15 protein-coding genes and 1 tRNA gene are annotated in these 12,924 nt (G+C 66.2%); 11 read left to right on the top strand and 5 right to left on the bottom strand.

Going from position 1 to position 12,924, the window contains the following annotated elements; translation table 11 throughout:
- Positions 1–30: 30 nt before the first annotated feature.
- From ATJ93_RS02645 to ATJ93_RS02630, 4 genes are all read right to left on the bottom strand, one after another.
- Complete coding sequence (locus ATJ93_RS02645) at positions 31–1,098, bottom strand: NAD(P)/FAD-dependent oxidoreductase (RefSeq protein WP_120243078.1); 1,068 nt, start codon at positions 1,096–1,098, stop codon at positions 31–33.
- Positions 1,099–1,209: 111 nt separating this feature from the next.
- The gene (locus ATJ93_RS02640; RefSeq protein ID WP_120243077.1) at positions 1,210–1,590 is read right to left on the bottom strand and encodes a DUF7344 domain-containing protein; all 381 of its coding nucleotides are present in this window, start codon (positions 1,588–1,590) and stop codon (positions 1,210–1,212) included.
- A 474-nt stretch (positions 1,591–2,064) separates the two neighbouring features.
- The gene (locus tag ATJ93_RS02635; RefSeq protein ID WP_120243076.1) at positions 2,065–2,556 is read right to left on the bottom strand and encodes an Lrp/AsnC family transcriptional regulator; all 492 of its coding nucleotides are present in this window, start codon (positions 2,554–2,556) and stop codon (positions 2,065–2,067) included.
- Between the two features lie 192 nt (positions 2,557–2,748).
- On the bottom strand, positions 2,749–3,480 hold the full coding sequence (locus ATJ93_RS02630; protein WP_120243075.1) for a GNAT family N-acetyltransferase: 732 nt from the start codon (positions 3,478–3,480) through the stop codon (positions 2,749–2,751).
- Positions 3,481–3,637: 157 nt separating this feature from the next.
- Here ATJ93_RS02630 and ATJ93_RS02625 point away from each other — a divergent pair, with 157 nt between their 5' ends.
- The 7 genes from ATJ93_RS02625 to ATJ93_RS02595 all read left to right on the top strand — a co-directional run bounded on the left by ATJ93_RS02625 (position 3,638) and on the right by ATJ93_RS02595 (position 9,413).
- Complete coding sequence (locus ATJ93_RS02625; RefSeq protein WP_120243074.1) at positions 3,638–4,465, top strand: NAD(P)-binding domain-containing protein; 828 nt, start codon at positions 3,638–3,640, stop codon at positions 4,463–4,465.
- Positions 4,462–6,069 carry a small ribosomal subunit Rsm22 family protein gene (locus ATJ93_RS02620; protein WP_120243073.1) on the top strand — a complete coding sequence of 536 codons (1,608 nt, stop codon included), beginning with the start codon at positions 4,462–4,464 and terminating at the stop codon, positions 6,067–6,069. Before ATJ93_RS02625 ends, ATJ93_RS02620 begins: the two co-directional genes overlap by 4 nt.
- A 510-nt stretch (positions 6,070–6,579) precedes the next feature.
- Positions 6,580–7,398 (top strand): 5'/3'-nucleotidase SurE, encoded by an 819-nt coding sequence (gene surE, locus ATJ93_RS02615; RefSeq protein ID WP_120243072.1) that lies wholly within the window; start codon positions 6,580–6,582, stop codon positions 7,396–7,398.
- Positions 7,399–7,476: 78 nt separating this feature from the next.
- Entirely contained in the window at positions 7,477–7,707 is a 231-nt protein-coding gene (locus tag ATJ93_RS02610) for a SelT/SelW/SelH family protein (protein WP_120243898.1), read from the top strand.
- Between the two features lie 209 nt (positions 7,708–7,916).
- Positions 7,917–8,312 (top strand): helix-turn-helix transcriptional regulator, encoded by a 396-nt coding sequence (locus ATJ93_RS02605; RefSeq protein WP_120243071.1) that lies wholly within the window; start codon positions 7,917–7,919, stop codon positions 8,310–8,312.
- 505 nt (positions 8,313–8,817) lie between these two features.
- Positions 8,818–8,964, top strand: coding sequence for a DUF1328 family protein (locus ATJ93_RS02600; RefSeq protein ID WP_120243070.1), 147 nt, complete (start codon positions 8,818–8,820; stop codon positions 8,962–8,964).
- Between the two features lie 77 nt (positions 8,965–9,041).
- Complete coding sequence (locus tag ATJ93_RS02595) at positions 9,042–9,413, top strand: hypothetical protein (RefSeq protein WP_120243069.1); 372 nt, start codon at positions 9,042–9,044, stop codon at positions 9,411–9,413.
- 410 nt (positions 9,414–9,823) lie between these two features.
- Here the strand turns inward: ATJ93_RS02595 and ATJ93_RS02590 are convergent.
- Positions 9,824–9,895, bottom strand: a tRNA-Ala gene (locus ATJ93_RS02590).
- Positions 9,896–10,173: 278 nt separating this feature from the next.
- Between ATJ93_RS02590 and ATJ93_RS02585 the strand changes: the two genes are divergently transcribed.
- From ATJ93_RS02585 to ATJ93_RS02570, 4 genes are read left to right on the top strand one after another with little or no spacing between them, the layout of a single operon-like run.
- Positions 10,174–10,644 (top strand): 30S ribosomal protein S15, encoded by a 471-nt coding sequence (locus tag ATJ93_RS02585; RefSeq protein ID WP_120243068.1) that lies wholly within the window; start codon positions 10,174–10,176, stop codon positions 10,642–10,644.
- 21 nt (positions 10,645–10,665) lie between these two features.
- Entirely contained in the window at positions 10,666–11,883 is a 1,218-nt protein-coding gene (locus ATJ93_RS02580) for an exonuclease (protein ID WP_120243067.1), read from the top strand.
- Positions 11,880–12,176, top strand: coding sequence for a KEOPS complex subunit Pcc1 (locus ATJ93_RS02575; RefSeq protein WP_120243066.1), 297 nt, complete (start codon positions 11,880–11,882; stop codon positions 12,174–12,176). The genes ATJ93_RS02580 and ATJ93_RS02575 overlap by 4 nt, the downstream gene beginning before the upstream one ends.
- Positions 12,169–12,810 (top strand): 30S ribosomal protein S3ae, encoded by a 642-nt coding sequence (locus tag ATJ93_RS02570; RefSeq protein WP_120243065.1) that lies wholly within the window; start codon positions 12,169–12,171, stop codon positions 12,808–12,810. Before ATJ93_RS02575 ends, ATJ93_RS02570 begins: the two co-directional genes overlap by 8 nt.
- Positions 12,811–12,924: the final 114 nt, after the last annotated feature.

Below are 12,924 nucleotides of genomic sequence, written 5' to 3'. Positions count from 1 at the left end.
CCGTCCCCCCTGTTGCGATTACACTTCGCGCTACCGCTCGAGCGCGATCCGCTCGCCGACCTCGAGGCCGGATCGAAGCGCGGCATGGAGCCGTCCCTCGCCGGCGACCCAGTCGCCGAGACAGTACAGTCCCTCGGCCTCCGCGCTCCGGAGCGGGCCGGTCGGGACGCCGTCCTCGGGCAGCGCGTAGCGCCAGCCCTGGTGGTCGGTCCAGTCGGGATCGGTCAGCCGCTCGTCGTCGAGTACGTCCGCGGCGATCCGGGCGAGTGCCGCGCAGTTGTCCTCGGGCGGGTCGTCGTAGTGCTGGACCGACCACTCGTGGTTGGCCTGGACGATCAGTAGCGACTCGCCGTCGGGGACGTGGCCCGGCTTGCACTCTTCGCGGGCGATCCAGCCGACCTCGTGCTCTTTGTCCGTGTTGACCAGCGCGTAGTAGGGGTGCTCGAGTTCGAACGGGTAGTGGAGGACGGCGGTCCAGATCGTCCGGTAGGGAACCCCCGAGATGGCGTCGACGAGCGTCTCGCGGAGTTCGTCGGCGTCCCACTCGGCCGACCGCAGGAGATCGGCGGTCTGGGGGGCCGGCGGGTTCAGGAGGAGCGTATCGAAGGGGCCCCACTCCTCGCCGTCGGCGTCCTCGAGGCGCCAGCCGGCCGCTTCGTCACTGTTTTCATCGCCGCCGGCATCGCGGATCAACCGTTCGACCCGCGTCCTGCGGTGGACGTCGGCGTCCGTGCGAGCGAACAGTCGCTTGGCGATCTGGGTCAGTCCCGCCCGATACGTCCACTTGTGCTCGTCGGCGTCGCGCCCTTCCGAGACGTCGCCGTCGCGATCGAAGGTCCAGACGGGATCGGTGATATCGACCAATCCGTCGGTCCCGAGGGTTGTCGTCAGCAGATCGGTGACGCGCTCGTCGTCGTCTTTGACGTAGTTCGCGCCGTAATCGTAGACGATGTCGTCGCGGCGTCTCGTCGCCGCGCGGCCGCAGACGCCGCCGGACTTCTCGAGCACCGTCACCGTCGCGTCGGGCAGGGTCTCCTCGAGCACGTATGTTGCGGCCGCGGCGGCCGCGCCGGCGCCGACGATACCGATTTTGGTCATGTGGGATACTCGGACCCGGTGCGGGAAGTATCTCAGCACAGGTTGGGAGCGTTGCCGCCACTTCGGACGTGCGGGTGTGGTCTCGGCCAGCCACAGCCCGGCTACCTGCAGTCACCCCTCGAGGTCGTCGTCGAGACACTGATCGAGACAGCACTCGACGAGCGACGGCGGATCGCGAAAGACGAGTTGTTCGGACCGGTCGTCGTACTCGAGGATATCCGCCTCCTCCAGCATCGGCAGATGGATGTGATACAACTGAATCTCGATGTCTTCGAGGGTCTCGTCTCGGACGGCGGTCGGCGAGCGATCGCTGTCCCACGCCGCCACCTGACGGGCCGTCTCGGTGAGCGATGCCCGCCGCTCGTCCCGCAGATAGTAGAGCACGTACCGCCGACGGGCGTCGGCGAGCGCGGTAAGGAGCTCGTCGATTCGCGCCGCACGATCGTCATCCGGCACCGGACTGCAATCGGGGCCGTCGCGGTCGCCAGTCATTCGTTCCCCGCTGACTCGAAGCACAGTTCCGAAGCCGCCCGGTGTGTCAGGGCGCCCGTCGCCGATGTCGTGCGCGTCGTAGCGGTTTTCTCGAGCGATCGTACCAAGGGCTCATCGGGGTACATCCAGCGAATCCGGCGCAGCCGGCGGCGACACCCCACCTGTGCTCGCGACAGTCGAGTAGCGATCCGGACTTGGCGACTGGCGGACCGACGGTACCGCCGGCTGTAGACTGCAACTGAATCGGCCGATCGGTCGTCGCGACTGCCGATGCGATGACGGATCGTCCGCGAATGAGGAGACGACATATCGTACGGTACTCCGATACCGGGTATAGGTGTTGTCTTACAGCGAATAGACAGATTGCGAATTGCGGAACTAATGCCGACCCAACTGCGGAAATCAAAACGGTACGCGGATAACGTCCGAAAATAACTGAACGGAGCCGTCTAGTATAACGACGGTCGACGGTGCTCAGTTGTCCCCATCGCGACGAACCGACTCGAGCGCAGTTTCGAAGATCGACGGGGACCCCGTTCGCCGCTGTTTCGCGATTTCGGTCCGCTCGATCTCGACGTCTAACTCGTGGATCGACTGCGTGATTTCCGAGAGGTGGCAGTTGTCCCGCGCGAGGACCTTGACGTGGATGTTCTCCCGGCCGCCGAGCAACTCCTGGACCTCGAGGACCCCCTCGACCTCGAGCAGCGCCTCGACGGCCTCGTGTCGCTGCGTCGGGGCCGCTGTCACGACGAACGTAGTCAACAGCGGAATATCGAGTCGGGTGTAGTCGATCTGCGGGTGGTAGCCGGTGAGGACGCCGGTCTCCTCGAGCCGTTCGATTCGGTTTCGGACGGTGCTGGGCGAGACGTCGAGTCGTTCGGCCATCTCGATCGCGGTCGTGTTTCTGGCATCGTCCTGCAGGAGAAAGAGGATCCCCCGGTCGACGTCGTCGAGGTCGCTCGACATACGTATCAGTACACGGTATATGTATATGTAGCTCCGGAAACCGTATCATAATCGGAGACGGAGTCCAGATCTTATTGTTGTCGACCGCATACAGGAAACAGTATTTTGGGACGGAATCCGACCGACGAGTAATCGAGCCGCGAGCGAGTGGCGGCGTTCAGCACCGCTTACAGCGACGACTGGCGGAACCGGCTACAGCTCGCGCGCCATCATCACCTCGTCGACCAGTTCGTCGTCGATCGCGTAGTGGTTCCGACGGATCGCCTCGGTGTCCCAGCCGTGGTCGGTCAGGAACTCGAGCGCGCGGTCGTTGGTGACCGGAACGCTGTTGTAGACCTTCCGGTAGCCGTTGGCGTCGGCCCACTCGACGCCGCGCTCGAGCAGTTTGCTGCCGATGCCGTGCCCGCGGAAGGCCTCGCGAACCCCGACGGTCTGCTGGGCGGTCCCCCGCAGGCGCTCGACCTGCGGAAGCTCGAGGTGGGTCCAGCCGACGACGTCGCCCTCGACCGTCGCGACGAAAAACACCCGCGAGCGGACCGCGTTGTGCCTGGTGACGGCGTTCTCGTAGAGCAGTTCTTCGGCGACCGTCTCCGCGACGACGTAGGTCTCCGTGTCGGTCACGTCTCGGATGGTCTCGATGAGGCCGTCGAAATCGTCGTGGCGCCCCGGCCGAATCGCGAACGCGAGGTCGTCGGTTTCGTACTCCGCGACCGCCCCGAACTCGAACCCGATCCGAAGCGTCCCGCCGTCCTCCTCGAGATAGCCGTCCGCCTTCAGCTCCTCGAGCCGCGATGCGAACTCGTCGGCCGACACTGAGACGTACTCCCGAAGCTTGTGGCGCTCGACGGTGCCGTGGCGTTCGACGTACTCGTAGAGCCGTCGGTTGGCGTCGGACGAAAACGTCGGTCGTTCGGTCGATCCCATACCCCCAGTACGCGGACGGTCGGCTTATGGTTTGGTGCGTGCCAACATCCAACATGTTCGGGGTCGGATTCGAACCGGACGGTAACTCGCGTGACGGGCGAGGAAATGAGGAAATCGATCGAACGCCTTTTGCGACCCCGGGCGGTAGCACCGGGCGATGGACGTACTGATCGTCGGCGCGGGATCGATGGGCGCCTGGTTCGGACGCGCGGTCGACGCCGCCGTCGCGTTCGCCGACGTCGATCCCGACGCCGCAGCGGCGGCCGCCGACGCCGTCGAGGGCGCCGAGGTCGCCCCGCTCGCGCCCGACGGGGCGGACGCGAGCGACGACTACGACGTCGTCTGTCTCGCCGTCCCGATGGCCCACGTCACCGACGCGATCGCGACCCACGCGAGCCGCGCCGAGCGGGCCGTCGTCGACGTCTCGGGCGTGATGGAACCCGCACTCGAGGCGATGGCCGAACACGCGCCCGACCTCGAGCGCGCCAGCCTGCACCCGCTGTTCGCACCCGAACGCGCGCCGGGTTCGATCGCCGTCGTCCGCGACGCCGGCGGACCGACGGTCGATGAGGTGCTCGCCGGACTCGAGGAGCGCGGAAACGAACTCATCGAGACGACGGCGAGCGAGCACGACGAGGCCATGGAGACGGTGCAGGCGGCGACCCACGCCGCGGTGCTTTCGTTCGCGCTCGCGGCCGAGCCGGTCCCCGAGGGATTCGAGACGCCGATCTACGAGGGGCTGGCGACGCTGACCGAGCAGATGACCGAGGGGACGCCGCGGGTCTACGCCGACATCCAGACCGCCTTCGACGGCGCCGATGCAGTTGCCGAGGCCGCCGCCTCGATCGCCGCGGCCGATCCCGACGAGTTCGAATCGCTGTACCGGGAGGCGGCGGCGACCTGGCAGACACAGGATCGAGCGCAGAACGGCGACGCCGACGCACGGACGACGGCGACCAGCGACAACGGCGGTGATTCTACATGAGCGAGCAACGGGAGGCGATCCGATCGAACGCGAAGTACCTGCGCAACGTCCGGCCGATCGACCCCGACGAGATCTGCGAGTACGTCGCGGGGAACCCCCATCCGGCCGTCGTCCGCCAGCATCTCCGGGAGGACGCCGTCGACCTCGGTCTGGTCGAGCGCGACGACGGCACCTTCGTCCCCGTCGAGGACGAGCCCGTTCCCCCCAGCCGGGGGCCGGTGCGGGCGTTCCCCGCCGACTACGAGACGGCGCTCGAGGACCTGCTCGTCGAGCGCTACGGCGTCAACTGGCACCAGGACGGGGCCGGCGACCTGCTGCGATCGACGATTCGGCGGTTCAAGTCCCGCTACCTCGAGGGCCGCCGCGTCGAGTACGACGACGACGTCGCGGCGGGCTACGCGATCTACCACCTGCCGGCCTACTACGCGGCCGTCCAGTACGCGCTGACGGAGCTGGCCGAGCGCGGCCTGCTCGGGCGCGACCTGCGCGTGCTCGACATCGGCGCCGGCGTCGGCGGCCCCGCGCTGGGACTCTGCGACTACCTACCCGACGACGCGCTGGTCGAATACCACGCGATCGAGCCCAGCGCGGCCGCGGACGTGCTCGAGGAGTTGCTGGGAGAGACGGGTCGGAACGTGCACACGACGATTCATCGAACGACGGCCGAGGCGTTCGATCCGGCGGCGGTGTCGGGGGACGGCGACGGCGGGGATGACACCTTCGACCCCACCGCACCCGACGACGGCTTCGACCTCGTGCTCGCCTGCAACGTCCTGAGCGAACTGCAGGACCCCGAAGCCGTGCTGCGGGACGCCCTCGAGTGGCTCGCCCCCGACGGCACCGCGCTCGCGATGGCCCCCGCGGACAAGAACACGAGCGTCCAACTGCGCGAGGTAGAACGAGCCCTCGAGGACGAACGGCTGCTGGATCGAGACGTGTTCGAGGCGCTCGAGGATAGCGACGGCGGGGACGGTGGCGACGGCGAGCGCGGAGATGGCGAAACCGCCGACCGCGCTCGCAACCGCCGCGGCACCGTCACCGTCTACAGCCCCGCCGTCCGCCTCTGGCCCGACGAGCGCCCCGCCGACCGCGGCTGGTCGTTCGACGTCCGGCCCGACCTCGAGGTGCCGTCCTTCCAGCGCAAACTCGACGAGGCGACGCCCGAGGGCGACGCCGAGCACGCCCCCGGCGAGTTCGTCAACGTCGACGTCCAGTTCTCCTACTCGCTGCTGCGGCTGGACGGCCAACGCCGGATCGACATCGCGCTCGAGACCAGCGACTGGGCGAAGATGGCCGACATGGAGCGCCACGTCACCAACCGAATCGACCTCGTCGCGGCCAAACTCAGCCGCTCGCTGAGCGACAATGACGGCGACGGCCGCCACAGCGGCCGCTCGAACCCCCTGTTCAAGATCAGCGACGGCAGCGAGCAGGTCGACCACTACGCGGTCCTCACGAAGGAAACCGCGCTCAACCGGCCGCTGCTCGAGGCCGACTACGGCGACGTGTTGTCGTTCGAATCGATCCTCGCGCTCTGGAACGACGACGAGGCGGCCTACAATCTGGTCGTCGACGAGGAGACCGTCGTCGATCGAATTACCTGAGGTCCATCTCGAGCGCTGCTCCGGATCGATCGAACTGTTTCTGCTACTATCTCCGTATCTCCGGGTTGAACGGCAGATTCGAATACTACGAAAGCCCCTGCCGCCATCCGGTCGAGGGCCTGGCGAGACGCGAAGCGTCTCGCTGCCCTTCGCTCACTTCGTTCGCGAAGACCTCGCTGCGCGCGCTCGCTACGCTCGCGTGCTTACGTCGTCCGTCTTCCCGGATGGCGGCAGCCCCTTTCATTCCCACCCAGCGGTGGCTTGCCGGTCAGGCGACACGGGCGGGAATGAAAGGGGCTGTCGCTCTCGGTCGGCGAGACGATGCAAGGACCGCAGTGTAACGAGGACCGAAGCGAGTCGCAGCCACCGAGAGCGACAGGGGCTTTCGTAGTGATCCCATCACTTCTGATCCGAAGCAATGAACGACGGGCGCGACACGTACCGTCGTACCGCTATGATAAAATGCCGCAAAACGGTGGGCTTTTCGCGCCGGCCTCCGACCCACACGGTATGAGCGACGCCCTCGAGATCCTGCTGACCAACGACGACGGGATCGACAGTACCGGGCTGTACGCGTTATACGACGCGCTCTCGGAATACGCGAACGTCACGGTCGTCGCCCCCGCCGACGACCAGAGCGCCTGCGGGCGGTCGATCTCCCACGAGGTCGACGTCAGCGAGCACGAACTCGGCTACGCGGTCCACGGGACGCCCGCCGACTGCGTCGTCGCCGGCCTCGCGGAACTCGGGCCGTTCCCCGACCTCGTCGTCGCGGGCTGTAACAAGGGCGCGAACTTAGGCGAGTACGTCCTCGGCCGCTCGGGGACGATCAGCGCCGCCGTCGAGGCCGCCTTCTTCGACGTGCCCGCGATCGCGACCTCGATGTACGTCCCCGTCGACGGCGCCTCGCTCGAGGCGGTCGACCTTTCGGTGGACGACTACGCCGAGGCGACCCGAATTACCTCGTTCCTCGCCGAACACACCCTCGAGACCGACGTCTTCGAGCACGCGGCGTATCTCAACGTCAACGTCCCGGTTGCGGATCCCGACGGCGAGCCGGCGCCGGTCGAGATCACCCGCCCCTCCCAGCGCTACGAGATGGACGCCGAGCGCGACGGCGAGCGCGTCCACCTCCACGATCGAGTCTGGGAGTCGATGGACCCCGACGAAATCCCCGATCCTGAGGGCACCGACCGCCGCGCCGTCGCCGAGGGCCGGATCAGCGTCTCGCCGCTGACCGCGCCCCACTCGACGAACCACCACGAGACGCTCGAGGACCTCGCGGATCGCTACGCCGAGTCGGTCGGCGTCCCGGAGTTCGTCCAGTAAGCGCCGCTCGCGGCCCGCGACGCTACGTCGTTCGCTGCAACCCCGAGGGATATGTACGCCGACGGTGAACAGTCGCGCATGCCGACGGTCGAGATCGAATACTGCGTTCCGTGTGGATTCTTGTCACGAGCGGAAGACGTCCAGCACGCCCTGCTGTCGACGTTCGGCGAGCAACTCGATGCGGTCACGCTCGCGACGGGTGCCGACGGCGTCTTCGTCGTCCGCGTCGACGATACTGTCATCTTCGATAAGAGTGAAGACGAGTACGACGTCGACGAAATCGTCAGACGGGTCCGGGATCAGCTGTAACCGTCGGCGTTGCTGCCGGTATCTATCGGGCAATCGAGGAGATAGCGACCTTGCAGGTTGCAAGGTAATCGACCTTCGCAACGGGGCCTGACAACTCGAGATGCGGACGGCCTGTCACCACCTGCCGGCAGCAGAAATATAACCGATAAGACAGAAGATCAATGTAACTGCGTGTTCAGGCTCCTGTACGGACAATCGAGGGTAGACACATGGTACTGAGTGCACTCCGGGCTCGCCTCTCGTCGCTCTGGTCGACCGAATCGACCGACGAGACACCGAACGAGTCCACAACGACGGACGAGGCATCGACCGACGAATCACCCGAGGACGAAACGCTGAGTTACGCCGAAGAAATCGAGTACGGCGTCGACGAGCACGACCTCCAGGACGAGGACAAGATCCTCCGATTGCTCGTCAAACGCGGCGGGCGCGTCGATCAATCGACCGTGCGCGAGGAAACCGGCTGGTCCGAGGACCGACTCGCCGACGTCATCGACCGCATGGAGGACGACAACCAGATCAGCGCGATCACGGTCGGGCGAAAGCGCGTCATCTGTCGGCGAGGCTTCGAACCGAAGGGCTACCGGTCGCATCTCAACGAGTAGGCTGCTTTCCGACTCGAACCCAACTCGAACTCGAGTCCAAACCGGGACCCAAACCCAGACCAAACTCGGACCGGCACGATCCGGATCCGAAAACCGGAACCTCGAAACTGGAACCGGAACCGGTACCGATCGCGGGCGACGCGTTCGATCGGGCACCCATCGCTCGCGTGCGTCTCCCTTTTCACGTTCGTTTCTACGTCGACTCCTCGAGCAGCGGCGCGCATTGGCAACTCCCAGTAACACCTCGCTCGAGTCAATCTGCGGCGGCACGCGCTGTCGGCTCGCCGATCGGCGACTCGAGTCCGTCTCGAGTATCGAGAGCCGATCAGGGACCCTCGATCGCTGGCGAGACCTCGCTGCCGTGTCGATCCCCGTCTCCGTCCTGCGAACGACAGTCGCTGCCGTCGAGAGGTCATCCGGCCTGAACTCGATACAGCCGCTGCACGCAGCTACGGCGGCATGTTCAGGCCGAATCGGTTTCAGTTCTCCACTCGATTAAACGGATATGTTAGAACTTGCACTCATGTTCTTCGTAATCGCGATCATCGCCGGCGCACTCGGTGCGGGCAACGTCGCCGGACTCTCGATGGCCGTCGGGAAGTGGCTCGTGTTGGTCTTCCTCGTGCTTGCCGTCGTCTCGCTGCTGCTCTGAGCGCACGGCCCTGCCGTCGCGCCTCGAGCCCCTCGCAAGCACAGGGGCTATCCCCGACACTCGAGTGTCACTACCACATGACCGACGAGCCACTCGAGACGGACCGCTCGCCGCTGGGTCGTCGCCGGACGCTCCGGCTGTTCGGGCTGGCCACAGCCGGCTCGATGACTGCGCTCGCGGGCTGTTCCCAGGACGATGAGAACGAGCCCGAAAACACCGACGTCGAGGAAACCCCGGAGGAGCCCGCCCAACCGGAAGGCGAGGATCCGGAAGACGATCCGACGACGGAGAACGAGTCCGGCGAGAACGACTCCGAGAGCGAAGCGTCGACGGAGAGAAACGCTACGGAGGACGAAAACGAAAGCAGCATCGTGGAAAACGGCACGGACGCAGCGACGGACAACGAAACGAGCGCCCAAGAAAACGAGACGGAGGAGAACGAGAGTTGACGCACTCGCGCCGTCCGACGGCGGTCGCTCTCCTACGTGCGGCGTGCGGACATCGAGCGGGAAAGGGGTATTGCGCGCGGCCCGCGCCCCCAGTGGACGGATCGCTCAGCGGTGACTGCGCTTCGACCTGCCCTCGACAGGGTCGGGAACGAACCGAAGGCAGGTCATCCGTACCTGTGCCGTCGATCCGCGTAGCCCTTTGCCTGATCTGTTCAGGGGTTCTTTGTGGGGGCTCGAGTCAGTTCATTGACAGCGACTATCACTCGCGATATCGGCCGCGTAATCGGTTGAACGGTTCACTGAGGCGAAACGCGCTCGAGTAGACTACAGGAAATTAGCTGGCAGAAACGCGGCCCGAGTTACGCTACTCTTTCCGATGTAGATCCCTGAGCACAACGAAGAAACGGTAGTGGACTCGCCGGGATTTGAACCCGGGGCCTCTCCCATGCCAAGGGAGTGATCTACCTCTGATCTACGAGCCCTCGTTCGCATTCCATAGTATTCCGGACGGATAGATAAACCCCTCGAAATTCTCGAGGTCGTGGAGTCAATCACTGGCACGGTCCGCTGCGCGTGCTGACCTAGAAACGCTTTAGTTCGTCCCGGCGAAAGCGACGGTGGGAAGCGCACGGCCGCAAATCTGACTGCGTCGCCCGCTATTCGGGGCGACTTGGGATTGCGGAAGTGCACCGACAGTCGTCGAGCCGTATCCGCGACTGTCGCGTCATCGTGCGGTCAGTGCGGTTCCTATCCTCGAACAATGGCACGAATGCACACCCGCCGTCGCGGCTCGTCCGGTTCGGACAAGCCGGCGGCAGACGAACCTCCGGAGTGGAGCGACGTCGACGCGGAGGACATCGAAGACCGCGTCGTCGAACTAGCAGAGCAGGGCTACGACCCGAGTCAGATCGGGATGAAGCTGCGTGACGAAGGCGTCACCGGCACGCCCATCCCGGACGTCAAGCTGGCGACCGGGAAGAAGGTCACCGAGATCCTCGAGGAGAACGACGCTACGTCGGACATCCCCGAGGACCTGTACAACCTGATGGAGCGCGCCGTGCGCCTGCGCGAGCACGTCCAGCAGAACCCGCAGGACTACCAGAACAAGCGCGCCCTGCAGAACACGGAGTCGAAGGTCCGCCGTCTCGTCGACTACTACCGCGGTGACGAGCTCGAGCCGGACTTTACGTACTCCTACGACGTTGCGAAGGACCTCATCGACGAGGAGTAATCGATAGTCATAGTCAATTCAATGTCCGCAGACGGTCGGTCCGCAGACGCAGACGCCCGCGCCGCCCTCGAGAGCGCGAGCTTCGTTCGGCTCGTCGCCCGAGCCGACGGCGACGCGCTCGCGGCGAGCGGTCTCGTCGCGCAGGCGTTGGCCGACCGCGGAACGCCGTTCCAGCTCACCGTCGGCCGGACGATCGCGGACCGAACCGCGCGCGCCGAAGTGGCGGCCGGCGACGAGCGAGATCTGACGCTCGTTATCGGTGCCGCCGATATCGACGCCAAGGCCGACGCGACCGCCACGGTGACCCGACTCGACGCGGACGATCGACCCGCGACGCTCGCGGCCGTCGATCACGTCCGCGATCTCGGTGCGACGCCCGACCTCGTACTCGCGCTGGCCGGCCTCGCGGCCGCCGGCCTCGAGCCGGGAGCGGGCGAAAGCGAGTGGGTCCTCGAGACGGCCCAGGAGCGCGGCCTGGTCGACCGTCGACCGGGGCTTGCGGTGCCGACGGCGGATCCGGTTGACGGCGTCGCCCACTCGACGCGGCTCCGCGGGCCGTGGTCCGGCGACGCCGATGCGGCCCGCGACGCGCTCGCGGACGCGGTCGATCTCGACGCGTCGCTCGAGAACGACGACCACCGCACGATTGCCTCACTGGTCGCTCTCGAGGCGGTCAGCGCCGACGCGGCCGCAGAGGTCGCCGCGGAGTCGATCCAGCGCGCGCTCCGGCCGTACGCGACCCCCGGGGCCGACGCGCCGTTCGAGACGATCGGCGGCTACGCCGACGTGCTCGAGGCGACCGCCCGCACGGAGCCGGGCACCGGCGCTGCGCTCGCGATGGGCCACGACGTCCACGAGTCGGCCCTGTCCGCTTGGCGCGAGTACGGCCGACGCGCACATCGCGCGCTCGAGGGCGCCTCGACCGGCCGCTACGACGGGCTCTTCGTCGTCGGTATCGACGACGGCCCCGTCGACGGCGTCGCACAAATCGCCGCGGCCTATCGGTCGCCGGAGCCGACCGTCCTCGTCGTCGGCGACGGCGAGGCGGCGCTGGCAACCCGCGACGACGAGTCGCTGGGTCCGGCGGTCGAGGGCGTCGCTCGAGAGCTCGCGTGCGAGACCGCGTACGACGTCGGGCGGCGGCGCGGCTACCTGCGGTACGACGCGGACGCGGACGAGGACGCAAATGCGGACATCGACGAGTCGACGATCATCGCGCCAGTGAGGGAGCTACTATGAGTCGGCGAGCGACGATCCGGACGACCCACGACGACCCCGAACTCGTCGCGCGGGCGCTGCGTCCGGACAACACCGACGAGATGACGACGACGGTCGACGACGAGTCCGGCGCGGTCGTCACGCGGATCGAACGCGAGACGACCGGCGGACTCCATTCGACGGTCGACGACTACGTGGTCAACCTCGAGGTTGCGACCGAGATCGTCGACGGCGCACGACGGACAGCACGCACAACCGACGGACGCGGGACAGCGTCCGACCAAGAACACAACCACACAGATACCAATGAGTGAACGCTCAGTTTCACGCGCGAAACAGGAGAAGCGGTGGTACACCGTGCTCGCGCCGGAGCAGTTCGACCGGCAGGAGCTCGGCGAAACCCCCGCTGACGAACCGGAAAAGGTCTACGACCGAACCATCGAAACGACGCTCGGCGAACTCAACAACAACGCCAGCGAGAACAACACCAAGCTGACCTTCAAGATCACGGACGTCGGCAGCGACTCGGCCTACACCGAGTTCCAGGAGCACTCCCTGACCCGGGACTACCTGCGCTCGCTCGTCCGCCGCGGTGCCTCGAAGATCGAGGCCTACGTCACCGTCCTCACGACGGACGACTACCGCGTGCAGGTCCAGCCCGTCGCCTTCACGACCAAGAAGGCCGACGCGAGCCAGGAAAAGGCCATCCGCGAGCAGATGGTCGAGATGGTCGAGGAGGCCGCCGCCGAGCGGACCTTCGAGGAGCTCATCAGCAGCATCGTCGAGGGACGGCTCTCCTCGGGCATCTACGGCGAGGCCAAGACGATCTACCCACTGCGCCGCGTCGAGATCCAGAAGACGACCCTCGAGGCACACCCCGAGGAAGTCGCCGAAGAGGAAGCGACCGCAGTCGACGTCGACGAGGAAGACGTCGCTACGGGCGACTAATCGCGATACCGAACGCGACGACAATTTCGTTTTTTACGGGACACGGAGTCGACCAGTGCCAACGCTAACGCTGCGTTCCACGTCCGCGCTCGTTCACTGCTGACCGTTACGCTC

This window comes from Halopiger aswanensis, assembly GCF_003610195.1.
Classification (GTDB): domain Archaea; phylum Halobacteriota; class Halobacteria; order Halobacteriales; family Natrialbaceae; genus Halopiger; species Halopiger aswanensis.
Note: the sequence above shows the minus strand (reverse complement) of the source record. Positions and strands in the feature narration are given on the sequence as shown.